Origin of the sequence: Acinetobacter sp. YH12108, assembly GCF_013419055.1 — a bacterium.
In the GTDB taxonomy this organism is placed as follows: Bacteria; Pseudomonadota; Gammaproteobacteria; order Pseudomonadales; family Moraxellaceae; genus Acinetobacter.
In genome coordinates this window covers 55,819-80,950 of the sequence record NZ_VPAW01000010.1, presented here as the reverse complement: position 1 = coordinate 80,950, position 25,132 = coordinate 55,819, and the positions used below count along the sequence as shown (strand labels likewise).

At 44.8% G+C, this 25,132-nt stretch carries 22 protein-coding genes; 13 read left to right on the top strand and 9 right to left on the bottom strand.

What is annotated here, in order from left to right:
- Positions 1 to 8 precede the first annotated feature (8 nt).
- On the bottom strand, positions 9 to 2,141 hold the full coding sequence (locus tag FTU46_RS08420) for a bifunctional diguanylate cyclase/phosphodiesterase (protein WP_180104733.1): 2,133 nt from the start codon (positions 2,139 to 2,141) through the stop codon (positions 9 to 11).
- Between the two features lie 267 nt (positions 2,142 to 2,408).
- Between FTU46_RS08420 and FTU46_RS08415 the strand changes: the two genes are divergently transcribed.
- On the top strand, positions 2,409 to 3,683 hold the full coding sequence (locus tag FTU46_RS08415; RefSeq protein ID WP_034704000.1) for a replication-associated recombination protein A: 1,275 nt from the start codon (positions 2,409 to 2,411) through the stop codon (positions 3,681 to 3,683).
- 267 nt (positions 3,684 to 3,950) lie between these two features.
- Here FTU46_RS08415 and purC read toward each other — a convergent pair whose 3' ends face one another.
- The 3 genes from purC to dapA are packed head-to-tail and all read right to left on the bottom strand — an operon-like array spanning position 3,951 to position 6,226.
- Positions 3,951 to 4,670: a phosphoribosylaminoimidazolesuccinocarboxamide synthase gene (gene purC, locus FTU46_RS08410; protein ID WP_004781395.1), complete on the bottom strand. Its 720-nt coding sequence runs from the start codon at positions 4,668 to 4,670 to the stop codon at positions 3,951 to 3,953.
- 38 nt (positions 4,671 to 4,708) lie between these two features.
- Positions 4,709 to 5,314: a lipoprotein-34 precursor (NlpB) gene (locus FTU46_RS08405; protein WP_034703997.1), complete on the bottom strand. Its 606-nt coding sequence runs from the start codon at positions 5,312 to 5,314 to the stop codon at positions 4,709 to 4,711.
- A gap of 12 nt (positions 5,315 to 5,326) precedes the next feature.
- Complete coding sequence (gene dapA, locus FTU46_RS08400; RefSeq protein WP_180104732.1) at positions 5,327 to 6,226, bottom strand: 4-hydroxy-tetrahydrodipicolinate synthase; 900 nt, start codon at positions 6,224 to 6,226, stop codon at positions 5,327 to 5,329.
- A 728-nt stretch (positions 6,227 to 6,954) separates the two neighbouring features.
- Between dapA and mhpT the strand changes: the two genes are divergently transcribed.
- The 3 genes from mhpT to FTU46_RS08385 all read left to right on the top strand — a co-directional run bounded on the left by mhpT (position 6,955) and on the right by FTU46_RS08385 (position 10,105).
- The gene (gene mhpT, locus FTU46_RS08395; RefSeq protein WP_179991897.1) at positions 6,955 to 8,160 is read left to right on the top strand and encodes a 3-(3-hydroxy-phenyl)propionate transporter MhpT; all 1,206 of its coding nucleotides are present in this window, start codon (positions 6,955 to 6,957) and stop codon (positions 8,158 to 8,160) included.
- Positions 8,161 to 8,393: 233 nt separating this feature from the next.
- Positions 8,394 to 9,023, top strand: coding sequence for a bifunctional nicotinamidase/pyrazinamidase (pncA, locus tag FTU46_RS08390; protein ID WP_159124185.1), 630 nt, complete (start codon positions 8,394 to 8,396; stop codon positions 9,021 to 9,023).
- A 107-nt stretch (positions 9,024 to 9,130) separates the two neighbouring features.
- Positions 9,131 to 10,105: a bile acid:sodium symporter family protein gene (locus FTU46_RS08385; protein ID WP_166137546.1), complete on the top strand. Its 975-nt coding sequence runs from the start codon at positions 9,131 to 9,133 to the stop codon at positions 10,103 to 10,105.
- Positions 10,106 to 10,181: 76 nt separating this feature from the next.
- On the opposite strand, the gene FTU46_RS08380 is transcribed toward FTU46_RS08385, so the two are convergent.
- The gene (locus FTU46_RS08380) at positions 10,182 to 11,435 is read right to left on the bottom strand and encodes a hypothetical protein (protein ID WP_159124187.1); all 1,254 of its coding nucleotides are present in this window, start codon (positions 11,433 to 11,435) and stop codon (positions 10,182 to 10,184) included.
- Positions 11,436 to 11,512: 77 nt separating this feature from the next.
- Here FTU46_RS08380 and serB point away from each other — a divergent pair, with 77 nt between their 5' ends.
- The 3 genes from serB to FTU46_RS08365 all read left to right on the top strand — a co-directional run bounded on the left by serB (position 11,513) and on the right by FTU46_RS08365 (position 14,107).
- Complete coding sequence (gene serB, locus FTU46_RS08375; protein WP_166137537.1) at positions 11,513 to 12,733, top strand: phosphoserine phosphatase SerB; 1,221 nt, start codon at positions 11,513 to 11,515, stop codon at positions 12,731 to 12,733.
- A gap of 418 nt (positions 12,734 to 13,151) precedes the next feature.
- Complete coding sequence (gene aciT / locus FTU46_RS08370; RefSeq protein ID WP_034703185.1) at positions 13,152 to 13,487, top strand: ciprofloxacin tolerance protein AciT; 336 nt, start codon at positions 13,152 to 13,154, stop codon at positions 13,485 to 13,487.
- 140 nt (positions 13,488 to 13,627) lie between these two features.
- On the top strand, positions 13,628 to 14,107 hold the full coding sequence (locus tag FTU46_RS08365) for an SCP2 sterol-binding domain-containing protein (RefSeq protein WP_004281258.1): 480 nt from the start codon (positions 13,628 to 13,630) through the stop codon (positions 14,105 to 14,107).
- A 100-nt stretch (positions 14,108 to 14,207) separates the two neighbouring features.
- Here FTU46_RS08365 and dtd read toward each other — a convergent pair whose 3' ends face one another.
- Positions 14,208 to 14,648, bottom strand: coding sequence for a D-aminoacyl-tRNA deacylase (gene dtd, locus FTU46_RS08360; protein WP_004281259.1), 441 nt, complete (start codon positions 14,646 to 14,648; stop codon positions 14,208 to 14,210).
- 227 nt (positions 14,649 to 14,875) lie between these two features.
- Between dtd and FTU46_RS08355 the strand changes: the two genes are divergently transcribed.
- The 5 genes from FTU46_RS08355 (at position 14,876) to asd (ending at position 20,313) form a co-directional block, all read left to right on the top strand.
- Positions 14,876 to 16,390: a catalase gene (locus tag FTU46_RS08355; protein ID WP_180104731.1), complete on the top strand. Its 1,515-nt coding sequence runs from the start codon at positions 14,876 to 14,878 to the stop codon at positions 16,388 to 16,390.
- A gap of 186 nt (positions 16,391 to 16,576) precedes the next feature.
- Positions 16,577 to 17,104 (top strand): ankyrin repeat domain-containing protein, encoded by a 528-nt coding sequence (locus FTU46_RS08350; protein ID WP_180104730.1) that lies wholly within the window; start codon positions 16,577 to 16,579, stop codon positions 17,102 to 17,104.
- Positions 17,105 to 17,232: 128 nt separating this feature from the next.
- On the top strand, positions 17,233 to 18,438 hold the full coding sequence (pncB, locus tag FTU46_RS08345; RefSeq protein ID WP_180104729.1) for a nicotinate phosphoribosyltransferase: 1,206 nt from the start codon (positions 17,233 to 17,235) through the stop codon (positions 18,436 to 18,438).
- Positions 18,439 to 18,616: 178 nt separating this feature from the next.
- Positions 18,617 to 19,465 (top strand): sulfurtransferase, encoded by an 849-nt coding sequence (locus FTU46_RS08340; protein WP_179991991.1) that lies wholly within the window; start codon positions 18,617 to 18,619, stop codon positions 19,463 to 19,465.
- Positions 19,462 to 20,313, top strand: coding sequence for an archaetidylserine decarboxylase (gene asd / locus FTU46_RS08335; RefSeq protein WP_159124213.1), 852 nt, complete (start codon positions 19,462 to 19,464; stop codon positions 20,311 to 20,313). Before FTU46_RS08340 ends, asd begins: the two co-directional genes overlap by 4 nt.
- A 165-nt stretch (positions 20,314 to 20,478) precedes the next feature.
- Here asd and FTU46_RS08330 read toward each other — a convergent pair whose 3' ends face one another.
- Both FTU46_RS08330 and argS read right to left on the bottom strand, forming a co-directional pair.
- Positions 20,479 to 21,093 carry an SPOR domain-containing protein gene (locus FTU46_RS08330; protein WP_159124212.1) on the bottom strand — a complete coding sequence of 205 codons (615 nt, stop codon included), beginning with the start codon at positions 21,091 to 21,093 and terminating at the stop codon, positions 20,479 to 20,481.
- Between the two features lie 313 nt (positions 21,094 to 21,406).
- Positions 21,407 to 23,197, bottom strand: a complete 1,791-nt coding sequence (gene argS, locus FTU46_RS08325; RefSeq protein ID WP_166137525.1) for an arginine--tRNA ligase — start codon at positions 23,195 to 23,197, stop codon at positions 21,407 to 21,409.
- 252 nt (positions 23,198 to 23,449) lie between these two features.
- On the opposite strand from argS, the gene FTU46_RS08320 reads away from it, so the two are divergent.
- Positions 23,450 to 23,737, top strand: coding sequence for a DUF2798 domain-containing protein (locus FTU46_RS08320; protein WP_180104728.1), 288 nt, complete (start codon positions 23,450 to 23,452; stop codon positions 23,735 to 23,737).
- A gap of 86 nt (positions 23,738 to 23,823) precedes the next feature.
- On the opposite strand, the gene FTU46_RS08315 is transcribed toward FTU46_RS08320, so the two are convergent.
- Complete coding sequence (locus FTU46_RS08315; RefSeq protein ID WP_180104727.1) at positions 23,824 to 25,125, bottom strand: DUF445 domain-containing protein; 1,302 nt, start codon at positions 25,123 to 25,125, stop codon at positions 23,824 to 23,826.
- Positions 25,126 to 25,132: the final 7 nt, after the last annotated feature.

Here is a 25,132-nt window from a genome sequence, read left to right as displayed (position 1 = left end):
TAAAAAAATTAAGCTGCCTGTTGTAGCAGTTGCTGTGCTGAAGACCCGGACATAGGACGATAAAAATAAAAACCTTGTCCGATCTGGCAATCACAATTGATCAGCGTGTCCAGTTGTTCAGTATTTTCAATACCCTCGACCAATACATCCAGAGAAATACTGGAACCAATCTGGGTAATGGCTTTGACAATGGCCAGCGCAGACGGATCATTGTTCATGCGTTCTACAAAGTTGCGATCAATCTTGATGCAGTCGACCGGATATTCCTGCAAACGGGTCAGGGAAGAATGACCGGTACCGAAGTCATCCAGAGAAATATGAATTCCATGTTTTTTCAGCAGGTTCAGTGCCCGGATCACATAATTGGCTCCGCCTTCAGACAAGCTCTGCTCGGTAATTTCCAGCTCAACCTTATGCGCAGGAATATCGAATCGGGACAGACGAGCCAGAAATTTCTCAGCATAGTCATCGCGCAGGAATTCAACTGGAGCTGCATTGATTGAAATTGGCAGAATATCCAGACCTTCGGCCTGCCAGCGGCTCATATCCTCAAAGACTTTCAGCTGCATGGTTTCACTGATGCGCGAAGCCAGATCATAGTCCTGGAAAGCTGAAAAAATATGAGAGGGTAACTGGATCTGATGCTGCTGATCCTGCCAGCGCAGCAAGGCTTCGAAACCAATCACCTCACCATCGGAGAGGCGAACCTTAGGCTGATAATAAGGAATAATCTGATCCGCATGAATAATCTTGCGTGCCAGCGTCAGTTGTTTGGTCATGTTTTCCAGTGATCTGAACATCTCCTGATTAAACATGCGAATCCCGCCACGACCACTATTTTTCAGATCATTCAGGGCAATATCGGCACATTTCAGCAGGTTAGAGCTATTCTGGGCATCACGCGGATAAACGGTACAACCAATACTCATGCCGATACTCATACGATGGCCGACATAACTCACTGGTTGTTCTAGTTGAGCATAGGCCAGTTGTGCGGTATTAATCAGCTGGGCTTCGTTTTCCAAGTTTTTGACCAGAATGGCAAACTCATCTCCACCGAGACGGGCAACGACTATATTGTTGGAGCCAAAACAGGCCTGAAAACGCTTGCCCAAGACATGCAACAAATGATCTCCGGCAATATGACTCAGGGTGTCATTGATATGCCGGAAATAGTCCAGATCGATCAGGAGCAGGCCAACCATCATTTGCTGTTGCTTGGCTTTTAGCAGCACCTGTTTAAAGGTCTTATAAAAGGCATTGCGGTTATACAGTCCGGTCAGCTCATCACGCTGAATTACGGCTTTTAAACGGCTTTCGGCTATTTTTTGCTGACTGATATTGCGCGAAACACACAAGATATTTTGAGGAATATTATTTTCGTCCAATACCGGAGTCAGTAAATGATCCCAATATTCTGGGTACTGATCCTCTGTCTGAGCTTTTTCTACAAAACGGCTATTTAAACCTTGAGCAGCCTGTTTTAAAGCGCGTTGTCCAGTTTTTTTAACTTCAGCGGGTAACAGATTTAACCATGAATGCAGGGTAGGCTGCTGTTCAGGATCAATCCCTAACTTATGACAGGCTGACTGATTGATATGACGGATCTCGCCTTGTGGAGACATGACTTTAATACAGTCGACACTGGCATCCAGCATATTTTTCTGGGTAGAAATCACCTGAGACAGCTGTTGCTGAATCTCGAAATATTCGTGGATGTCTGTCAGGGATACCGACCATTGCAGCAGATGTTCCGCTGTATGCTGAAACTTGATGGCCAAGGCACACATACGGTAGCTGGAATCGGCCGATTTAATCCGGCACTGGGTATTAAAGCCTTGTTGCTGATTCAGGGCAGCATGCCATTGCTCAGAAAAGGCTGGTTGATCATCTGGATGAATCAGGCTTTGCCATTCTTTAGGACCATGTTCACTTAAATTAGTGCCTAAATAATCCGAAAGTGCCTGATTAAAATATTCAATATTATCCTTGCCCAGCACCCAGAGTGGATGTGGCACATCATTAATCAGATCCTGTAATAATCTGAATTTTGCATGTTGCTCATTAGAAGATTGTATCGAGGTTGAAATAAGCGACTCAGCGCATTCTGCAGTTGTTCGTCTAGATTTATTATGCTTCATGCATCCCCACCGATACCACCCAAAGAGCATCCAATCAGTTGCTCAAGTCCATTCTAATTAATATGAGACAATGTGAAATTTACAAGGTTATTCACCTGTAATTAATCATGTTCTATTTATCTACTTTTCATAAGATTAATCCATTCATTGTAAAAAAAATAGAGCTTTCATACATAAATTAAATTTTTCTCATAAATGTTTGAAATATTGGAATCAAAACTACCAGTGTTAGAATGAAAGCAGAATTTAATTTGAGCCAATAATAAGATGTCAGACAGTCATATCCCGCTTCCAGAACGCTTGCGGCCTCGCGACCTTGCAGAAATTATCGGGCAGGATCACTTGCTTGGAGAGAATGCACCTCTACGTCAGATGATTGACCAAGGGCATTTACCATCGATTATCTTCTGGGGGCCACCTGGAGTAGGTAAAACCACGATTGCCTTGCTACTTGCCCAAGCGGTGGACCGGCCATTTATCAGCCTGTCTGCACTCAACACTGGCGTGAAGGAATTGCGTGAAGTCATTGCAGAAAGTGGTGATCTGCTGACGCCTGTGGTGTTTATTGACGAGATTCATCGTTTTAATAAATCCCAGCAGGATGCACTGCTGAATGCCGTCGAAAAAGGCAAAATTACTCTGATTGGTGCAACCACAGAGAATCCATCTTTTGAAGTCAACAGTGCCTTGCTGTCACGTTGTCAGGTCTATACCTTGAATGCACTGAGTGATGAAGCGATTCAGACCTTACTGACTCAGGCGATTCAGACTGACAAATTTCTGCAGGAACGCTATATCCAGATTGAAGAATTTGACGCCTTATTGCAGTTTGCCGCAGGGGATGCGCGTAAGGCACTCAATTTGCTGGATCTGATTGCCAGCACTTTTGAGGCGGATCAGGAAAATATCATTACCAATGCGATTGTGGTCAAAGTCGCACAGCAGAATATTGCCCGTTATGACAAATCTGGCGAGCAGCACTATGATCTGGTCTCGGCCTTCATCAAGTCGATTCGTGGCAGTGATCCGGATGCTGCCCTGTACTGGATGGCACGTATGCTCAAAGGTGGTGAAGATCCGGTCTTTATTGCCCGCCGTATGCTAATTGCAGCATCAGAAGATATTGGCAATTCCAATCCGAATGCCTTGTTGCTGGCGGGCGAATGCTTCCGTTCGGTTCAAGCGATTGGCATGCCGGAATGCCGGATTATTCTGGGACAATGTGCGGTTTACCTGGCGACCAGTGCCAAAAGTAATAGTACCTATCTGGCGATTAACAAGGCGATGGATCTGGCTGAAAAAACGGCCAATTTGCCAGTGCCTTTACATCTACGTAATGCACCGACCAAAATGATGAAAGAGCAGGGCTATGGGGTAAATTATCTGTATCCGCACAACTATCCGGAACATTTTGTCCTGCAAGATTACCTGCCGCCTGAGCTGAAAGGCACCAAGCTGTACGAATCGGCACGTAATAAGCGTGAAGTAGAAGGCGAACGTCTGCAACAACGTCGCTGGCAGCAGGAACAACAGCAGCAATAAGCAAAAAAAAGCCCAATTCAAGGAGAATTGGGCTGAAATAGGATGTCTTGGGGGAGATACATCCTAGAGGGTAAGGGTATAAATCTGGTCAGCAACATCAGATGGATTGCATCTGCTGGGGATGTTGCTGGGATGCAGTAATATTAAGGCATGCATTGAATAATGTAAAAACGATCATTTTTATTAATAAAATTCATTTTTTCGATCATAAGATTAGACAATAAAAAACCGGGCTATTAACCCGGTTCTTTGAAGCACTATTAGTGCTTAGATATCTTCAAGATTGATACCTAAACGTGCTGCAACTTCTTCGTACGCTTCAACCACGCCGCCTAGGCCTTGACGGAAACGGTCTTTATCCAGTTTTTTCTTGGTGTCTTTATCCCATAGACGGCAACCGTCTGGAGAGAATTCGTCACCCAGTACGATACGGTCGTGGAACACACCAAATTCAAGTTTAAAGTCAACTAGAAGCATATTACCCGCTTCGAATAATGCTTTAAGCACATCGTTCACTTGGTAAGTCAGTTCTTTCATTTTTGCCAGTTGTTCAGCAGTCGCCCAACCTAAAGCAATCGCTTGAGATTCGTTCACCATTGGATCGCCTAGCGCGTCATCCTTGAAGAACAATTCGAATGTAGGAGGAGTTAATTCTTTACCTTCTTCTACACCCAGACGACGGCATAAAGAACCCGCAGCATAGTTACGTACCACACATTCTACTGGAATCATTTTAAGTTTTTTCACTAACACTTCAGTTGGTGTCAGCAGTTTCTCAAAATGAGTTTCAATACCAGCAGCAGCCAGCTTTTCCATGATGAAGGCGTTAAAACGGTTATTCACCTTACCTTTACGATCCAGTTGTTCGATTTTTTCGCCATTGAATGCGGACGCATCGTCACGAAAAACTAAAATCAGGTGGTCTTCACTGTCCGTGGTATAGACAGATTTCGCTTTACCAGTATAGAGCAAGGTTTGTTTTAACATGAGGGAACCTTCTACAAAAAAAAATGCCTAGAAAATGTCTAGGCTGGCCAATTTTGGTAAATCTGGTTTAACAGTTCTGCTGCTTTTTCGCGGTCGGCAAAACTGTTATCGGGATTAAACACAGCCAGGGTGTTACTCGAACCTGCGGGAGAGAGTCTTAAAACATAGGTTTGCTGATCAACCTGAATCGTTACTTCATAACGATCTTTATTTTGACCAACGATAGAATGGTTAAGGCTGCTAAGCGTGGCAAGAGTGTATTGCCATATTGTAGCAGCATTTCCATCAATTTTGAGCAGTGGATTTTGATTTCCGTCAGTGACTAATTGCGGCTTTCCTGAAAAATTTTCTTGAGTTTCATCTGCTTGAGTTGAATTTACTGGCTGTGCAGTAGGGCGTGGCATCGCAAAGCGGTTACCACGCTGATTTTCAAGCTTTGGTGCATTTTCCAGGGCAAGCGGATCCACTGTTGGAGCAGGGTACAAAGGCGTTGCAGGACGAACCATTGACCCTTCAGGATATTGCAATGGTTGCAGCGTGGTTGTTTCTTTATAGTCCAAGGTACCGTTTTTAAAGGCCATTGAACTACAACCTGCTAAACTGAATACTGAAAGTGCCAGGGTAAGTCCTAAACGTAATTGCATAATCGTTGCTCTTTATTTAATGACGCTCGCTTCTACAAGTGCCTCATGAAGCGGAGCGCGATATTGTTCTGCAAGTGGTGTTAATGGAAGGCGAATACCTGTACCAATTAAGCCCATATCATGGAGAGCCCATTTCACAGGAATTGGGTTTGATTCGCAAAATAGAATATTGTGTAAATTTGCAACCTGAGCATTGAGCTCTTCAGCACATGCAGCATCGCCTGCAATGGCTGCAGCACATACTTCACTCATGACTTTAGGTGCAACGTTGGCAGTCACAGAGATATTACCTTTGGCACCATGACCCATTAACTCATAGGCAGTTGCATCATCACCTGAGTAAACGGTCATGTTTTTACCTGCCAGACCTTCAATCAGGGCAGCACCACGGGCTACATCACCTGTTGCATCTTTAATGCCTACGATCTGTGGAATATCTGCCAGACGGATCACGGTTTCATTAGCCATATCCACGCCAGTACGGCCTGGAACGTTATAAAGAATTTGAGGTAGGTCAACCGCTTCAGCAATGGCTTTATAATGCTGGTATAAACCTTCCTGAGTCGGTTTGTTGTAGTAAGGAGTAACCAGCAGGGCAGCATCAGCGCCAAGTTCTTTGGCTTCCTGAGTCAGCTCGATTGCTTCACGAGTCGAGTTTGCGCCTGTACCGGCAATGATAGGAATACGTTTGTTGGCAACACGAATGATTTCTTTGATCACTTGAGTGTGCTCGCTCATGCTGAGCGTTGATGCTTCACCAGTAGTACCAACCGCGACGATACTGTTGGTGCCTTCTGCAATATGCCACTCAACCAGCTTCTCGAGACCCTTCCAATCTACGCTGCCATCTTCAAACATGGGGGTGACGATTGCGACAATGGAACCCTGAATGGTCTGTGCTTGCTGAGTCATTTTAAAAAACTATCCTATTTGTCCATCCGAAGAGAATGAGAAAACATATTTGGGATGGGTTTGTATTTTGATTTGTAGCAAATTCAATAGATTTGCACTGAATTGAATATTGCTTATGCAAATTATGACTGATCAAACGCATAAGAACAATATGCTTTAGTAAAAGCCACTGAATTCTTTATACAAAGCCTCTAGGCAACAATCAAGTTTTAATCGTTATGATTTTTTGCTGCCCAAATCATCCTTTATCCTCCAGCAGTATGAAAGCTAATGAATTCATTTTTTCAGGAAAAAATACACAGAATAAGTCACTTAAGTGAATTAAATAGATTTAGAAAACATTCTTTTATGGCGTTTTAGGGGAGTATTAATATTTATATTCGATGAATTAAGAGCTAAAATATATCGAACAATAAACCTCATTTATGAGGAATAAAAAGCAAAAATGCCTGAACTAATCTTTTTTTCGTATTAGTGATCGGCCCCGAATTTTTCTCACTGTTGAATTTCCGAGTTTGATGTATAAGTCTAAATCCAAAAATACTGGGATTTTAATACTTCTCATTAATTGCTTTTTTGACTTTATCGAACAGCATCTTAAAGTCATCAATTTTCTGGATTTTTCAGTATATCCGAGCAAATTGTTCAACTTATTGGTAGTTAATTCTCTTTAGCGGCTCATAGATGATGGCCTCTCTTTTGAACGCTGATTGAACAAGGATATTCCAATGGAAAAATCAGACAATAAGCACGCGATCATCACGGTAGGGATCTGCTTTCTGATCGCTGTGATTGAAGGCCTGGATATTCAGGCTGCCGGGATTGCCGCTGCTGGTATTCGTGAGCACTTTGGTCTTGATAGCTCACAATTGGGTGTGTTTTTTAGTGCAGGGATTCTGGGCTTATTGCCTGGTGCACTGGTCGGTGGTCGATTCGCGGACCGTATTGGTCGTAAGAAAGTTTTAATCTGGTCAACCGCAATTTTTGCACTATTTACCTTATGTACCGTGTGGGTGAACAGTTTCCACAGTTTGCTGGCAGTTCGTTTTCTGGCGGGTGCGGGTCTTGGCGGTGCAATGCCAATCTTAATCACGCTGGCTTCTGAAGCCGTGGCTCCACAAAACCGTGGACGTGCCGTGGGCCTGATGTACTGTGGTATGCCAGTCGGTGCAGCAATCTTGTCTTTAATCGCAGCAACTGAATTCGGTGCAAACTGGAAAAATGTTTTTTACTTAGGTGGTTTATTACCCATCATCGTGATTCCACTGATGATGTTGTGTCTGCCTGAATCTAAAGAATACTTAAAGACACAAAACAAGACAGCCGCGGAACGTGCAGCATCTCCTCAGGGTTCATTCAAGGATCTGTTTAACTCTGACAACTTGCTTCGTACGCTTTGCATCTGGGTGAGCTACTTCTTCACCCTGATGGTGGTGTACATTATGTTGAGCTGGTTGCCATCATTGTTCATGGAACTGGGCTTCACCCGTAAAGATGGTTCAACTGCACAGTTCTACTTTATGGTGACTGCAACGATTGGTACCGTGATTTTGGGTATGCTGACGGATCGCCTGAAAAAAGCGTATGTCATTCTATTGATGTACGGCGGTATCCTGGCGGGTCTATTAGCGTTGAACGGTGCAAGCTCACTTGAGCAAATGTACATGGCCGCAGCACTGGCAGGTGCCTTTGTGATTGGCTGTCAGGGTGTACTCTATGCCTTCGGTAGTATCGTTTACCCAACTGAAGTACGTGGTACAGGGGTAGGTGTTGCTTCCGCAGTTGGCCGTATCGGCGCCATGCTTGGCCCTGCAATTGCGGGTCAGCTACTGACAGCAGGCTTCGGTGCAGCAGGGGTGATCTCGGCAGCGATTCCATGTATCGTAATCTCTGCGGTATGTATGCTACTCCTGGTCAGCCGTACCAAGGTTTAAAAATAAAAAGATGAATATCCGAAAAGCCTGCACTGATGCAGGCTTTTTATTTTCCAGTATCAGTTCAGCTTAAGACAAATTCTTTCTATGTTTTGGAGAGCAATAGCTTTTACAGTTAACTCATCATGCGTTTTATCAGAATGCAGAGTCATTCTATTTTTACCTAAAGGGCTAAAAATTTTCTTTAGTTTTAAGCTATGCTTGGATGCAAACTCAGATTTCAAGGGATGAAAATGATGCAAAATGCGGCGCTGATTGTGGTGGATGTACAAAAAGGATTTACCCCGGGTGGAAATCTGGCTGTTACCAATGCCGATCAGATTATTCCGAATATCAACCGATTGGGGCAGTACTTTCAGAATATTGTGCTGACTCAGGATTGGCATCCGGCAGAACATATCTCCTTTGCAGACAATCATCCTGCTCAAGCAGCCTATGACACGATTCAGCTGGATTATGGTTCTCAGGTCCTTTGGCCGAGTCATTGTGTACAAGGGACTGAGGATGCTGAATTCCATCCGGAGCTGAACCTTCCGCAAGCTCAACTGATTATCCGCAAAGGCTTTCATCAAAATATCGACAGTTACTCCGCCTTTATGGAAGCTGATCAAAAAACCAGTACCGGTCTGGCCGGCTATTTACGTGAGCGCGGTATTGATACCGTATTCATCGTGGGTATCGCGACTGATTTTTGTGTGGCCTGGACTGCGATGGATGCCTGCAAACTCGGCTTTAAGGCCTATGTCATTGCGGATGCCACCAAAGGCATAGACCTGAACGGTTCGCTACAACATGCCTGGCAGGACATGCTGGCACAGGGTGTAAAACGGATTTATCTGAAAGATATTATTAATGCCGCCTAAGTGCTAACTTAAGGCGTTTAGGGCCATTTGCCATTATGCAATGGTTTGTTTACTTTGAGGCATCCACAGATGCCTTGATTTCTTTTTCATGACACTTGGATTTTCCCATGTCAGCACTTCTTCAATTTAGCCAGTTTGTCCAAAAGACCTTTGCTCTATGGGTCATTCTGTTTTCAGCCATTGCCTTGATGCTGCCGGATCTTTTTGTCTGGTTACGCGCCTATATTCCCTGGATGCTGGGTCTGATCATGTTCGGCATGGGCATGACCATGACGCCAGGTGATTTTAAAAGTATCTTGCAAAGTCCCAAGGCCGTTGCGATTGGGGTCGTGGCTCAGTTTATGGTGATGCCAGGGTTAGCCTTTTTGCTCTGTCAGCTATTCCAGCTTCCGGCTGAAATTGCGATTGGTGTGATTCTGGTGGGCTGCTGTCCAGGTGGCACGGCATCTAATGTGATTACCTATATGGCCAAAGGCAATACGGCCTTGTCTGTGGCGTGTACTTCGGTATCAACTTTATTGGCACCGCTTTTGACTCCGGCAATTTTTTATCTGCTGGCCAGCCAATGGATTGAAATTAATGCCTTATCTATGCTGATTTCGATTCTACAAGTGGTGCTGTTTCCAATCATTTTAGGTTTGATTGTCCGTGCCCTTCTAAAAACCAAGGTAGAAGGCTATATCCAAGTAATGCCAGTAATTTCGGTGATTGCCATTGTCGCAATTGTGGCGGCCATTATTGCTGGCAGTAAAACCCAGATTCTGGAATCCGGGTTAATGATTTTGGGTCTTGTGGCTTTACACAATGGAATGGGCTACTTGTTGGGTTATTGGGCAAGCCGAATATTGAAACTGGCAGAAATCGATTGTCGCGCGGTTTCGATTGAAGTGGGAATGCAGAATTCTGGTTTAGGGGTAGCGTTGGCTGCGACCCATTTTGCCGCGTCTCCCATCACTGCGGTTCCAAGTGCTATTTTCAGCCTATGGCATAACATTTCTGGACCCGCCTTGGCGACGTACTGGGCCGCCAAAAGTAAGACAATTGAATCTGCATCAGCACAAGATACTTCCGCAGATAGATAACATCCTGACTGCTGAAGATTTTATTTCTCTCATATAAAAAGCCCGATATTCAATCGGGCTTTTTGCTTTCTGTGACTTAGGACGCTTTAGACTGTTTCGATTTGAGAATCTCGGTTCTGAAGCTTTGCGCTAGTTCAGCACTTTCCGCATCCATCCCATTGACCACAAAGGCATGACGGGTCAGAACATTGGTCGGATTTGGCATGCTGACCAGCTCAAAGTGGTCCGCGATTTGTTTCAACAGGGCATTAGGAACATGCAGTGCACTTTCCTTAGCGACTAGTTGCTGAACCAGACGTTCTGCAGCCTGAACGGAATTAAGCTGCATTTCTTCAACGGCTGAAGAAATTGCGCTACGTGTCTGCAGGACAAAACGTTTTTCTTCGCGATAACGCTTATACAGGACTTCTGAAAGCAACTGGAATACTGAACTGATCATGGTCAGACAGGCGAGGGCATCTGGCTTCTCTGCCGCAATACTGATACTGGCACCTTTTTCATCAAACTTGTGTACGGTACAAATATCCGTGCTGTTCAGTTTGTAGTGCTGGATGCACAGTTCAGTAGCTTTGTTCAGGAAAATCTGGCACAGATTGAAATAAGGAACCGATACCGTCTTATTCACACTATCTAGCAACTGTTTTGGATCATAGAACTGAATGTTCAAGCTCAGGCTATCGGTATCTAGGACCACAGGTTTACTGTCTTTTTCTTTCGGTTTGTTTTTCAGGGCTTGCTGTGCCTGGGCAATGGCGAGGGCAGCATTATGCTTTTCCTGTTCTAATGCCTGAGTTAAAGTCTGAATCTCGAATTTCAGTCGCGATTCATTATTGATACGTGCCAGATACTCGGTACGGCTTGGACGCGCTACCGCACGATAACCGACCCAAAGCAAACCATGAATAATGAAAGAGAACAGAATGGCAAGCCATTGAGTCCGGAGAATTTCACCAATACTTGGCTCAATCAGGGTGATTTCAATCACACCGACTTTTTTCTCGTTTTGCAGGGCATCACGGACAAAAACTTCCCCATCACGGGTCTTGGTCAGCCCACCAGTGGCTAAAACCTGACCATTCGCATCCAGGATACGAATTGAAGCAACGCTTGGGTTAGTCGCATAACGGTTGGCCAGAAGTGCCAGAGAAACGCGGTTCGCCGGTTCAAGCTCCGCCAGGCTGTCTGTGACCAGTTGGCTCGTCATGAGCTGTCCCTGGTTGGCACGGTTATCATTCAGTTGGTGAGTCGTTGCCAATACCAGTAAAAAGGTATGCAGAGCAAAACTTACAATCAGTAGGCTAGCAAATAGCCCTTGTCTAGGCGCATTCAACGTAAACTTCCAAGGCAATTCTGTTCAATTTCGATTATGATTCTAACAATAGTTGTAGCTCAGACCCGAGTCAATTCATGCGAGAAATCATTCTTATATCATTCTTAGGACCCGACCAGCCTAATCAATTTACACGATTAATGCAGGTTTTGTCCGCTCATTCCTTACAGATTCTAGATGTGGGGCAAGCGGTCATTCATAATCAACTGACCTTAGGTATTGTTGTATCGTCTGATGACCAAACTGCAACAGCATTAGCCATGAAGGAAATCCTGATTCTAGCACATGATATCGGGTTAACAGTGCGCTTTAAACCAATCTCTGCTGCTGAATATGAACAGTGGGTAAGAGAGGGTGGCCGCACGCGTTATATCGTAACGGCATTGGCCCCGGAATTAAATGCCTCTCATCTGCAAGCCGTGACCAAAATCGTGTCGAGTCAGGGCTTCAATATTGAAACCGTGACCCGTCTTTCTGGCCGTCCTGAGCTGGATGGTTCCAATACTGGCCCTAAACGTGCCTGTGTACAGTTTGGTCTGAAAGGCCAGATGCTGGATGCAGCAGCCATGCGTGCAGCCTGCTTAAGCCTGTCGAATAACCTGAATGTCGATGTGGCAGTACAGGAAGATAATGCTTACCGCCGTAACCGTCGTCTGGTCTGCTTTGACATGGACTCGACCCTGATCGAGCAGGAAGTCATTGATGAGCTGGCGATCGAAGCTGGTGTCGGTATCCAAGTCTCTGAAATCACTGAACGCGCGATGCAGGGCGAGCTGGACTTCCAGCAAAGTTTCCGTGCCCGTGTTGCTTTATTAAAAGGCATGGATGCATCGGTATTGCCAAAAATTGCTGAGCGTCTGACCGTGACTGAAGGTGCAGAACGCCTGATTTCAACCCTGAAAGCACTGGGCTACCGTACCGCAATTCTGTCTGGTGGATTCCAGTATTTTGCAGAATATCTGCAAGCCAAACTGGGAATTGATGAAGTTCATGCCAACGTTCTGGATGTGCAGGATGGCGTGGTGACGGGTGAAGTCAAAGGCCATATCGTAGATGGCGCACGTAAGGCTTTATTGCTCCGTGAAATTGCCGACAATATGGGAATTTCTCTGGAACAGACCATTGCTGTAGGTGATGGTGCCAACGACCTGCCAATGCTTTCAATTGCGGGCCTAGGTGTGGCTTTCCGTGCCAAGCCTTTGGTTCGTCAGAATGCCAATCAGGCCATTTCCAGCGTGGGTCTGGATGGTGTGCTCTACCTGCTCGGTGTACATGATAAAGATCTGAGCCGCGCGTAACACATAGCTTTTCGGTGAAATCCAACGCGGCCTTAGGGTCGCGTTTTTTTATATTTTTAGCTTAACTTTTATCGAGGGACGGCGCAGCTTGTCTATAAATACCCCGATCATCTTAAACGGAAAATATTTTTTTTTAAGTCGATGAAAGGGCATATGATTTTGTAATGACACGCCAACATCGGCGCAGCAATTGATCCACAAATACTGTGAAAATAAAAAATGTAATGACAAAATAATATCGCGACAGAGTATGTCGTAAGGGGAGAAAACAGGACTTTTTTTATGCAAAAAACTCAGCATAATGCATGCATAGAGATACAAATCAACACATTCCATTTTATTGATTTAACGAAATTCAATAGGTAGGACGGTTGCAATATCAAGCATACACACTATCCTTTTGGATGGAGGGGTTTATATGGTAACAGCGAATCTAGCAACTCTCGTAGGCTTTAGTTTAGTCGCCGCGGCTGTGCTTGCTGTTTTCTTCTCGCCTTATCGTCGCTGGTTAAGTTTTATGGCTGCGGGAATGCTGGCCTGGGGCCTGATCGAAGTAATTCGAGTAGGTACTCAAGCCTTGTTTGAGCTCCCGATGACATATAGCTATCTGACAGCTTTAACGGCCGTGATGGTCGTAGTGACCTTACTGTTATTGCGTGAAGATCGACGTGCAGAGCGTGCTTTGGCTAAACGCCGTTATATCGAACATACACCAGTGTATGAAGATGACCAGCAGCAGCTATCTAGCCGTTAAGTTCTCTAATATCAGCGAAATAATGCATCTGCGGGTGCATTTTTCGTTTAGAAATATGATACAAAGTCCTGCATCTGCCTGGCTTTGATCTATGCTAGGATATTTGTCAATTTTCGTACAATTAGAATAGGCATAATTCCATGAAACTGTCCTCCATTCCTGTGCTCAAACTTCCTCTGGTTGACCTCAGTACCGATCCACTTGATTTACTGGTCGCAGGTCTTGCATTACGTATGAAGCAGTTAGCGCGTACCAGTCCGAAATTTATTGAATTGGTACATGAACGCCAGTTCCGTATCCAGATCGGAACAGATGAAGGAATGGCACGTCAGATCGTTGTGAATAATGGTCATATCGATACCGTTTCAGGTGATGCAGAAAAAGCTGATTTTGTACTGCAATTTGCTGACAGTGAACAGGGCGTAAAAACGTTGCTCAAAGGTGATCCGACTGCATTCATGACCGGTATGCAAAGTGGCACGATTAAAATGGAAGGTGATTTTGGTCTGCTGGTCTGGTTTAACCAGGTTGCGAAAATGATTCCACCTAAACTGCCAAAACCAGTTAAAGAAAAAGTGAAAATGGCACGTCAGTTTATTAAAGAAAAAACTGGTAAATAACTCCTAATCCCCCTGCTTTAATTAAAGGAGGGGCTAGGGAAGGATTATCATAAAAAAGCCCTCATCAAGAGGGCTTTTTTCATTTTGGAACAATGACGGTTTATTCAACTTCCAGATTAAACGTTACCGGCCCATCATTGACCAGATGCACTTTCATATCGGCCGCAAAAATACCGGTTTGTACATTTTCGAACTGGCTCTGCGCATATTCAACCAGCTGTTCATACAAGACCTTGGCATCGCTTGGCGGCATGGCGGGACCAAAATCCGGACGTAAGCCTTTTTGAGTTTGCGCCATCAAGGTAAATTGGGACACTAGCAGTAAACCACCACCGGCCTGACTGACATTCCAGCCCATCTTGCCCTGCTCATCATCAAAGAAACGGTATTTCAATATCTTATCAATCAGTTTTTTGCCTTTTTCCAGATTGTCTTCTTTACCTAAACCTAGAAAAACCAGAATACCTTTGCCAATTTCTCCGGTGGTTTCACCATCGACCACGACTTTGGCTTCCAGTACCCGTTGTAATAATGCACGCATAATCAATTTTAGTCAGATTCAAAATTGCCGCCATTGTAGCAAGATCAGACTCATCTGTTATTAAGTTAATGTCTAAAAAATGGGCTTAATTGATTGATTAGCATTGATAATATTTTAAACTATCTAAAAACACGATCATAATCATAAAAATTATCTGTTTTATCTATTTTTTGCTCTCAAGTATCTTAGCTGCATGCAGGAAAGGTATTAAATTGAGAGATTTAGAAATGTTTAAGCGTTCATTACTTGTTGCAATGCTTGCAACGGTGACAGCTGCACAAGCTGCACCATTAACCAAAGATAACGGGGCACCAGTCGGTGATAACCAGAACTCGATCACTGCGGGTCCACAAGGTCCAACTTTGCTGCAGGATGTACAACTGGTTCAAAAACTGCAACGTTTTGGCCGTGAGCGCATTCCTGAACGTGTCGTACACGCACGTGGTACGGGTGCTTATGGTGAATTCGTTACGACGAAAGATCTGTCTGATTTAACAATTGCTTCTTTATTCAAGGCCGGTACTAAAACTCCAGTTTTTGTGCGCATGTCTACTGTCATTCATGGTAAAGGTTCACCAGAAACCCTACGTGATCCGCACGGTTTTGCCATCAAATTCTATACTCAGGAAGGTAACTGGGATTTGGTCGGTAACCAGACACCAGTCTTCTTTATCCGTGATGCGATCAAATTCCCGGACTTCATCCACGCGATGAAACCAAGCCCCGTCACCAACGTACAAGATGCCAACCGTGTGTTTGACTTTCTGTCTAGCCAGCCTTGGGCAACCAACATGCTGACTTATGTTTATGGCAAGCAAGGTGTCCCAACCAGCTACCGCGAACAGGACGGTTTTGGTGTACATGCCTACAAACTGTATAACGACAAAGGCGAATACAAGTACGTGAAATTCAACTTCCGCTCTAAACAGGGCGTGAAGGGCTTAAATGTCAAAGAAGCGGCTGCGCAACAAGGTAAAGATTTCAATCACTTGACCAATGATCTTTATAACAACATCTATGCAGGTAATTTCCCGAAATGGGATCTGTATATTCAGGTGCTTGATCCTAAAGATCTGAACAGCTTTGATTTCGATCCGCTAGATCCAACCAAAATCTGGCCAACCAATCTGGTTCCAGAAGTAAAAGTCGGTACATTGACGCTGAACCGTATGCCGAAGAACTTCTTCAATGAAACTGAACAGGCTGCATTTGCACCAGGTAATCTGGTACCAGGTATCGAACCCTCTGAAGACCGTTTGCTTCAAGGCCGTATCTTCTCTTATTCAGATACACAAATGTACCGTCTAGGTGTGAACCATCAGCAAATTCCGGTAAACCGTCCTGTGGTGAATGTGAACAACAATAACCAGGAAGGTCACATGAATGTGTCTGAACGTGATTCTGATGTGAACTACGAGCCAAGCCGTAAAGAGCCAAAACCGGCGACTGAAAAAGCGCGTGCAGTTGAAACGCCATTGACTGGTCATGTGCAACAGATCGCTACTAAAGAGCAAAACTTCAAGCAAGCAGGTGACTTGTACCGTTCATATACTGCCAAAGAGAAAGATGACCTGATCATGAACCTGGCGGCTGATCTGGGCAATGTCAAAGATTCAGAAACCAAGCACATCATGTTGTCTTACTTCTATAAGGCAGATGCTGACTACGGTATGCGCATGACTAAAGCTGTAAATGGTGACATCGCCATCGTTAAAGCCAAAGCTGCAAAATTAAAAGACTAATCCCGATTGGTCTTGAAGAACTGGTGACTAGGGCCTAGCGCATCACCTCCAAAAAGTCCTGTAATACTCCAAACCTTTCCTGCACCCTAGGGGGAGTTTTACAGGCACTCCGTTTTTTATTCCATCTCAGGTCAATTGAGTCTTTCAAGACTTAAATTTTCCTTTCGATTTCTGTTGGAGTTCATCATGAAAGTTCTGCCACACGCATTTTTAGCCAGTATTCTTGCCTTTAGCTCCGCATTCGCAACTGCTGCTGAAGTGAAGAATGTCTCCCCTGCAAAAGCTGCGGCTAACGTTCAGATGACCTCACAACAGGAATTGATCGATCTGTTTTTTGCTGCTGCTAAAATCGGCAATAGCGAAGTGATCAATGAATTTTTAAAACACGGCTTTCCAGTCGATGTACGCAATAAAGACGGCTATACCCCGTTGATGATGGCGACCTATTATGGCCATCAGGATATCGTGACTACCTTACTGGCCAAAGGGGCAGACCGCTGCGCCCGGGACAACCGTGGCAATACCGCCTTGATGGGTGCCTTGTTCAAAATGGAATTCTCCATTGCCAAACAGCTGCGTCAGGTCGACTGTGATGCCCAAGCCAAGAAAACCGGGCAAAAAACCACAGCTGAATTTGCCAAGGTGATCGGTCAGGAAAAGCAGCTACAGAAAATTATCAAGGAACAGGAAAACGGGCTGAAAGCAGTCAAATAACCGAGCAGGAAGCAGTTTATTTTCTTGAACTTTTGTCGATAATTCAGCTAGCTGTACGTAAATCCTGCAATATTGCCTAAACTTTTATGCTTTAATGCGGGATAAGCACAGCGATATTTCCCTTAGTTATGGCTCCAATTATCCACTCTTTGTTAGATACTGACTTGTATAAATTCACCATGCTACAAGTGGTATTACACAAGTTTCCACAAACGCATAGTGTCTATCATTTCCGTTGTCGTAACCTGGAAGATACGGAATATCCGCTGACGGATATTCTGGATGATTTGAATCATCAACTGGATTTGCTGTGTCAGCTCCAATTTAAAGAAGACGAATTACAATATTTACGCAGCCTGCGTTTTATCAAAAGCGATTTTGTGGATTATCTGGAACTATTCCAGCTCAAACGCCGTTTTATTAAGGCCACCGTCGACAATGAAGGCCGCCTGGATATTACTATTGAAGGCCCCATGGTTCAGGCAATGATGTTTGAAATTTTTGTACTGGCCATTGTGAATGAACTGTATTTCAGTCGTATCCGTACACCTGAAGTACTGGCTGAAGGTGAGCGTCGACTTAAGGCTAAAATCGAATTGCTGAAACAATATGATGCATCACAAGATCCGAATGATCCGCCATTCCTAGTCTCGGACTTTGGTACCCGCCGCCGTTATAGTTTTGACTGGCAAAAGCATGTCGTCGAAGAATTTAATAAAGCTGCACCGCACGTGTTCCGTGGGACCAGTAATGTGTACTTAGCCAAAGAATTGGGTATTACTCCGATTGGCACCATGGCACATGAATTTCTGCAAGCCTTTCAGGCCTTGGATGTGCGTTTGCGTAATTTCCAGAAAGCCGCCCTGGAAACCTGGGTACAGGAATACCGTGGTGATCTTGGAATTGCCTTGACCGATGTAGTCGGTATGGATGCTTTCCTGCGTGACTTTGACCTGTACTTTGCCAAACTGTTTGATGGCTTGCGTCATGATAGTGGCGATCCCTATGAATGGGGTGACAAGGCTTATGCTCACTATAAAAAGCTGAAAATTGACAGCAAAACCAAAATGCTGACTTTTAGTGATGGCCTGAATCTGGAAAAAGCCTGGAAATTGCATCAATACTTTAAAGATCGCTTTCAGGTCAGCTTCGGGATCGGCACCAATCTGACCAATGACATGGGGCAGACGCCGCTAAATATCGTATTGAAACTGGTGGAATGCAACCGTCAGTCGGTAGCGAAAATCTCCGATAGCCCAGGAAAAACCATGACGGATAATGATACTTTCCTGGCATATTTGCGTCAGGTGTTCAATATCTCAGAACCTGCCTAAAAATCTCTGCTTGATTCAAAAAACCGCTTCAATCATGAGGCGGTTTTTTCTTGGATGATGGTCTTTCTTAAATCAGCTTTAGCTAAAATTATGCTAAGGATCTAGATAAAAACAACATAATTGAAAAAATGAGCTGTGCTAAGATCAAAAGGATTTGACCGCAATGACAACTACTAAGATGACAGCTTCCGCCTTTGACTTTGGTCTGCTGATTGAAGCAGAAGATTTGGTTCCACATTTGGGAAATGAAAAACTTCGAATTGTTGATTTAAGCCGGGCGTCGGTTTATGAACAATTGCATATTCCACATGCCTTACATCTGCAACCCAAGCTGCTGGTTCGTCAGGAAGAAACAGCCATGGGCCTGTTACCGGATGCAGAAGGGCTGGAAGCTTTAATTCGTTACCTGAATATTTCTCCTGAACATCATGTCGTAGCTTATGATGATGAAGGCGGTGCGTGGGCAGGGCGTCTGCTCTGGAACCTGCATTGCATGGGCTTTGAAAATACCAGTTTACTCAATGGCGGCATTCATGCCTGGCTGGGTGCGGGACTACCGACTTCATCAGATCAGGAAACGTTTATACCTGTCGATCATCTGGTTCCAGTCAATCTTGAAAGAAAGGCTGAGTTTCAGATTGATTATGATGAATTAAAACAACTCATTGAAAATGAAAAAATTCAGGTATGGGATTGTCGTACAGAAGATGAATACACTGGCCTGCGTCTGGCTGCGCGACGCGGTGGTCACATCCCGGGCGCACGTCATTTTGAGTGGAGTACTGCCCTTAACCGGCAAAATCATTTAAAATTACATCCTTTACCACGTACTCAGCAGCGTCTGGAACAACTGGGATTTGATCTGGATCAGCCGGTTGTGGTGTATTGTCAGTCCCATCACCGTTCAGGTCTGGCTTATATTCTGGGTCGCTTATTCGGCTGGAATATTCGAGCCTATGATGGTGCGTGGAGTGAATGGGGCAACCGCCTCGATAGTCCAATCGCTACAGGAGAGGTGCCATCTTGAGCATCACATCGCGTCTAAAACAACAACTGTTTATCCAGGCCCAAAAAGTGGTGCCACAGCATCGCCTGTCCCGTGTGGTGGGAAAAATTGCAGCCAGCGAAAATCCGCTGGTAAAAACAGCCGTGATTGCAGCGTTCAAGACCAAATACGGAATTGATATGTCGATTGCTGAGCAAACCAATGCCCTGAAATTCAAATCATTTAATGATTTCTTTACCCGTGGACTAAGAACCGGGGTGCGTGCGGTCGATGCTGATTCAACTGCGATCGTATCTCCGGCAGATGGCGCGATTTCCCAACTGGGTAAAATTGAAAATGGCGATGTGTTTCAGGCCAAAGGTCAGAAGTTTACGGTTGAAAACCTGATTGCTGATCCGCAACTGGCAGAACCATTCAAGAATGGTGAGTTTGCGACCGTGTATCTGTCACCACGTGACTATCACCGTGTTCACATGCCATTTGCCGGGACTCTGACTGAAACTTTATATGTGCCGGGTGAACTGTTCTCGGTCAACCAGACCACAGCCGAAAATATTCCAGGTCTGTTTGCCCGTAATGAACGTATGGTATGTCTGTTTGATACCGAACTTGGTCGTATGGCCGTGGTTCTAGTTGGTGCGATGATTGTGGCTGGTATTGAAACTGTGGCGACTGGCAAGGTAAAACCATCTGGTCGTATCGAGCTGAATCAACATAATCTTTTCTTAGAAAAAGGTGCCGAACTGGGCCGTTTCTACCTGGGCTCTACTGCTGTGATCCTGTTTGAAGAAAACAAGATGCAATGGGATGAGAAATTTAAAGCCAATTCAACCGTGCTGATGGGCGAGGCGCTAGGTCACACTATCTAAGTGCCCAAAGCCTCCCTTTTTAAAGGGAGGTTGGAGGGATTAAATATTTGCTAACTTAGAATAAGTAAATCCCCCTTATTCCCCCTTTAATAAAGGGGGAGATTTTCTCTTCTTTTAGGAGAAGGAACAAAAAAGCGCCATTTGGCGCTTTTCTATATTTAAACCTTATCGTTTGACAACGATCGAATCGATACCACTGTGCTGTAAGGTTTGCTGTGCAATAATCGCAGATTCTGCTGAATCATAAGGTCCAGACACGACACGATACCAAACCTTGCCATTTTCCACACTGCGGACTACATCTGCAGATAAACCGTTGAGAATGATTTCTGCACGGCGGGCATCTGCCTGATCCGGGTCATCAAAACTACGGACTTGTAGAATATAGCTTGCAGAAGCAGGAGTTGGGGCTTCGGTTGCATCCAGACCTGGCTCAGTTGCTGTTTCTGATTCATCAACTTCAGGTCTTGGTGCCTCTACAATCACCACTGCTTCCTGATTTTTTGCTTCAGGAACCGCCTCTTCAGGAATCGGTGTCACTTGCTGCTGTGGCAACAGATCATAAAAACGGTAGTCTTTATTGGTATCTTCTTCTTGAGAATGCTCAGCCGTAGCCTGGTTTTTAGGTTTAACAGGTTCCCATGGCTTCCACAGCATGAGTGCCATTAAAAAACTTAACACGATTAAAATGATCACGAGTGTGCCGAGCCAGGTAGGAATAAGTGGCTTTTTGGGCTTATTCGGTCTTTCAGATACACCGCGCTGCGTTTTTCCAAACACTTGGGATTTCCTCTTATTTATCGGGGCAAATAGAAAAGGCATAACAGCAGTTATGCCCCTACTATGACTTCATCCTATGTGATCGTGATAGAAAAGTCATTATCTAGATCACAAATCACACAGAATTTTAATTTATCTGCATCTTCAAACACATAGCTAAAGTTACAAAATATTTATTCAGCAGATAAACGGCAATGACTAGCATGCTGACTTCGAGCAGAGCTCTCCGTCTTGCGTCAATGTAAAAGCAGTGCTTTACATTTTCGCTTCGAGCTTAGCTCTCGCCTTGCGAGCATGCAAAACAGTGTTTTGCTTACATGCTCTCAGGCGCAGATACACCAAGCAGTTCCAGACCGTTACGCAGCACCTGGCGAACATTTACAGATAACAGTAAACGTGCCTGAGTTAATTCTGCATCATCGCCCAGAACCTTGTTGTCGTTGTACCAGCCATGGAACAGCGCAGCCAGCTCTTTCAGGTAGTTACCAATCTGATGCGGTTCATAGCTGTTTGCAGCACGAACGACAATCTCTGGATAAGCTGCCAGCTTTGCCAGAATTTCAGTCTCCGCTTCCAGCTCAAGTTTGGCTGCCAGACCACGTGCAGTGGCTGCATCAAAGTTCACACCTGTAGAGGCTGCCTTTTCTAACATACGGCAGATCCGCGCATGCGCATACTGGATGTAATACACGGCATTGTCCTTGCTTTGAGATACGGCAAGGTCAAGGTCGAAGTCAATGTGCTGTTCAGATTTACGCATGACATAGTAGAAACGCGCTGCATCATTACCGACTTCTTTACGCAGGTCACGTAAAGTCACGAACTGGCCTGAACGAGAGGACATCTGTACCATCTCTCCACCACGCCACAGGCTGACAAACTGAACCAGAAGTACAGTCAGTTTTTTCGAGTCATAGCCCAGAGCATCAATCGCTGCTTTTACACGTGCGATATAACCGTGGTGGTCTGAACCCCAGATATCTATAATATCGGTATAGCCACGTTGTAATTTGTTTAGGTGATACGCAATATCAGACGCGAAATAAGTGGTTTGACCATTACGGCGTTTCACTACGCGGTCTTTTTCATCACCAAATTCAGTTGACTTGAACCAGATGTTGCCATCTTTTTCATACAGGAAGCCTCGCTGATCTAGAGTTTGTAGCGCTTCACCAATTTTTTCAGTCAAAGTTGCTTCGCTAAACCATTGATTGAAAGTCACTCCGAATTCACCGAGGTCATCTTTAATATCATCAAGAATGGCTTTTAATGCAGCCTGATGGAAGACGCGGTAACCTTCATTTAATAAGGTTTGTGAGTTGAAGATCAGGCCATCAATGTGTTTTTCTTTATCGCCTGAAACAACTACTTTATTGCCTTCAGCATCCGGTTCGGCAGCATACTGTACGTCTTCAGGGACATCTTTATAAACGTCTGCAACAGGGCGAACATAGATATCGCCGTCTTGATCAATAATGCTTTGTGCGATTTCTTTAACGTAATCACCTTGATAGGCATTTTTCGGGAACACCAGTTCCTGACCCGTCAATTCTAAATAACGCAGATAAGTTGAAGTCGCCAGAATATCCATCTGACGGCCAGCATCGTTAACATAATATTCACGGTCAACTTTGGCACCTGTCGCTTCAAGCAGATTTGCAACAGTCATACCATAAGCAGCGCCACGACCATGACCTACGTGCAGGCTAGAAGTCGGGTTCGCAGACACAAATTCAACCTGAACGCGTTTTTCCGCATTGGCCTGGGTACGACCATACGTTGCCTGTTGAGCCTGAATCTGATCCAGCACAGCAAAACGCTGGTCTGCATTTAAAAAGAAGTTAATAAAGCCTGGGCCTGCAATTTCTGCCTTGCTGATATCCGCCACTTCAGGCAGGGCAGCAAGGATTTTTTCTGCTAAATCACGCGGTTTCATCCCCGCAGCTTTAGACGCGATCATGGCAATATTTGATGCAAAGTCACCGTGGCTGCGGTCTTTGGTACGCGTCAAATTACTTGTATTGTTCCAGTCAGATGGGAGTACGTTTTGTGCCTGTAAAGTTTGCACTGCATGATCGAGAGCTGCTTGGATTGCCGTATTCATAATCAGTCGAAAATAGATATCGCAGAAAAACAGCAAATATAGCAAATTTCCGACTCTTTAGGTAAAACCATTTATGGGGAATAAAAAATATACGATTAGCAGCCTATGGTTTCTATCCCTCGGTCGGTCATCAATGAAGGATCACATGAGAAAGAGGAGAATAAATAAGTTGCAAATTTTGCTATAAAAAATGAATCATCCAGCAATCAAAATAGCCTATATTAGCCTGATTGAAACTATAAAAAGATCAGCATGGATTCAAAACAGCGCCCGACCATTATCGGCAATATTCCCAAACTTCCAGCCAAATGGGCCTTGGCCATTGTGCCTTTTATCTTGTCCTGCCTGATGAGTGGAATTATTTCCATGATTAACATGCTGCGCAATCTGGGCTGGATTGAGGGCTTTATGGCCCTCTGGTTTCATAACTGGATGATTTCCTGGGCGATTGCTTTTCCGATTGTGGTGACGCTTTTACCTTTTGTACGCAAATTTGCCGGCTTGCTGGTCGATATGTCAGGAAATCAGCCACCCAAATAATTGTTTTCTATCAATGAGAATTAAGAAAGAAGTTCTAGAAGGTAAAAAGCATTCACTAACAGATGGGCTCTCTAACTAAAAATCAATTAAATCAGATGCTCGACTGCAGCACGGATGATTCCAAGGATCAGACCAATACAGGCCCCGACCACGACACCATTGACCCGGATCATATGCAGGTCACCACCGACTTCGTTTTCAATCTTGTCGATCATCTCAGTCGAATCCCATTCATGAATACGTTCACTGATAAAACGGATCACTTTCTCACTGTACTGGTCACTCAAATCGACAGCGATACCACTGAGACGGTTATTCAGCAACTCACGCACTGAAGTATTTGAAATAATATTTTCACCGACTTGCTGAATGGCGACTCGCAGATTCTCCGCAATCCCCGAATCCGACTTTTGCAAATCTGCTTTGATGGCATCGCATAAAATGACCACTGCACCACTGATAAAATTTAGCACTTGCGGACTGTCAAGCAGGGCATCTTTAGTTTCATTCAGTCGCTGGCTGGCGATACTTTCAGAGTCTGCCAATTGCTGCATTAGCTCTTGAGCAGTTTCTTCAATTTTAAGCCGCCAAGGATGGTCGGGATCTGCCAGCATGGCTTCCACTCGCTGAATCACTGAATCGATACTGCGTTGCTGCACATCAATGCCGATCCAGCTGGCGCCTTTGGCCAGACGCCAGACGCCCATTTCCTTGAATAAAGTGCGGGTCAGCTCACGGGTTTGTTCCGGATGTGAAGTCATCCAGGCATGTACTACATCCAGGCCACGTTGCAGCACATCCTGATGGAAATCATTTTCCAAAACAGCACGTAGCATTTCGCTGGCCAAGGTATTGATCTGGGTATTTTTGACCCATTGCACACTGTTGCTCTGAATAAATCCGGCGATCTGTTCCTGCCCGACAAATTCAAATACTTTGGGTACGGTCTGCTGAATCACTTGTGTGACTTGAGCATTATTCTGCGGATTGGCCAGCCAGCGGCCAGCAGCCAGACTTAAATCGGTACTGGCCAGACTGCGCTGCACAATTTGCGGGGAAAGGAAATTTTCCTGCACAAAGCGCCCCATAGATTCGGCAATCCGGGCTTTATTGCGTGGAATAATTTCAGTATGGTCACGTAAAAATTTTGGAATCGGTAGCCGGCCAAAAGGATTGCGGAACAGCACGGTAATTGCATACCAGTCCGCCAGACCACCGACTACACCTGCTTCGGCAGAGAGCATCAGAATATGAATCAGCCAGACATATTCAGGCAGCAGTTTGGCAGTAATCATCAGCGCCAGCCAAGCCAGTACTGCGACGACCAGTGCAATAGTCGCAAAACGTTTACTGCGTTGTAAGCTCGGTGACGGCTGCTCTTTCTGCATAAATCAT

Excerpts from the sequence above, each read along its gene's own strand:
- FTU46_RS08420 (WP_180104733.1), bottom strand. The coding sequence starts at position 2,141 with ATGAAGCATAATAAATCTAGACGAACAACTGCAGAATGCGCTGAGTCG.
- FTU46_RS08320 (WP_180104728.1), top strand. The coding sequence starts at position 23,450 with ATGGATTCAAAACAGCGCCCGACCATTATCGGCAATATTCCCAAACTT.
- FTU46_RS08315 (WP_180104727.1), bottom strand. The coding sequence starts at position 25,125 with ATGCAGAAAGAGCAGCCGTCACCGAGCTTACAACGCAGTAAACGTTTT.
- serB (WP_166137537.1), top strand. The coding sequence starts at position 11,513 with ATGCGAGAAATCATTCTTATATCATTCTTAGGACCCGACCAGCCTAAT.
- mhpT (WP_179991897.1), top strand. The coding sequence starts at position 6,955 with ATGGAAAAATCAGACAATAAGCACGCGATCATCACGGTAGGGATCTGC.
- FTU46_RS08415 (WP_034704000.1), top strand. The coding sequence starts at position 2,409 with ATGTCAGACAGTCATATCCCGCTTCCAGAACGCTTGCGGCCTCGCGAC.
- dapA (WP_180104732.1), bottom strand. The coding sequence starts at position 6,226 with ATGACTCAGCAAGCACAGACCATTCAGGGTTCCATTGTCGCAATCGTC.
- dtd (WP_004281259.1), bottom strand. The coding sequence starts at position 14,648 with ATGCGTGCATTATTACAACGGGTACTGGAAGCCAAAGTCGTGGTCGAT.
- aciT (WP_034703185.1), top strand. The coding sequence starts at position 13,152 with ATGGTAACAGCGAATCTAGCAACTCTCGTAGGCTTTAGTTTAGTCGCC.
- FTU46_RS08385 (WP_166137546.1), top strand. The coding sequence starts at position 9,131 with ATGTCAGCACTTCTTCAATTTAGCCAGTTTGTCCAAAAGACCTTTGCT.
- pncA (WP_159124185.1), top strand. The coding sequence starts at position 8,394 with ATGATGCAAAATGCGGCGCTGATTGTGGTGGATGTACAAAAAGGATTT.
- FTU46_RS08355 (WP_180104731.1), top strand. The coding sequence starts at position 14,876 with ATGTTTAAGCGTTCATTACTTGTTGCAATGCTTGCAACGGTGACAGCT.
- FTU46_RS08350 (WP_180104730.1), top strand. The coding sequence starts at position 16,577 with ATGAAAGTTCTGCCACACGCATTTTTAGCCAGTATTCTTGCCTTTAGC.
- FTU46_RS08340 (WP_179991991.1), top strand. The coding sequence starts at position 18,617 with ATGACAGCTTCCGCCTTTGACTTTGGTCTGCTGATTGAAGCAGAAGAT.
- FTU46_RS08405 (WP_034703997.1), bottom strand. The coding sequence starts at position 5,314 with ATGCAATTACGTTTAGGACTTACCCTGGCACTTTCAGTATTCAGTTTA.
- argS (WP_166137525.1), bottom strand. The coding sequence starts at position 23,197 with ATGAATACGGCAATCCAAGCAGCTCTCGATCATGCAGTGCAAACTTTA.
- FTU46_RS08365 (WP_004281258.1), top strand. The coding sequence starts at position 13,628 with ATGAAACTGTCCTCCATTCCTGTGCTCAAACTTCCTCTGGTTGACCTC.
- purC (WP_004781395.1), bottom strand. The coding sequence starts at position 4,670 with ATGTTAAAACAAACCTTGCTCTATACTGGTAAAGCGAAATCTGTCTAT.
- pncB (WP_180104729.1), top strand. The coding sequence starts at position 17,233 with ATGGCTCCAATTATCCACTCTTTGTTAGATACTGACTTGTATAAATTC.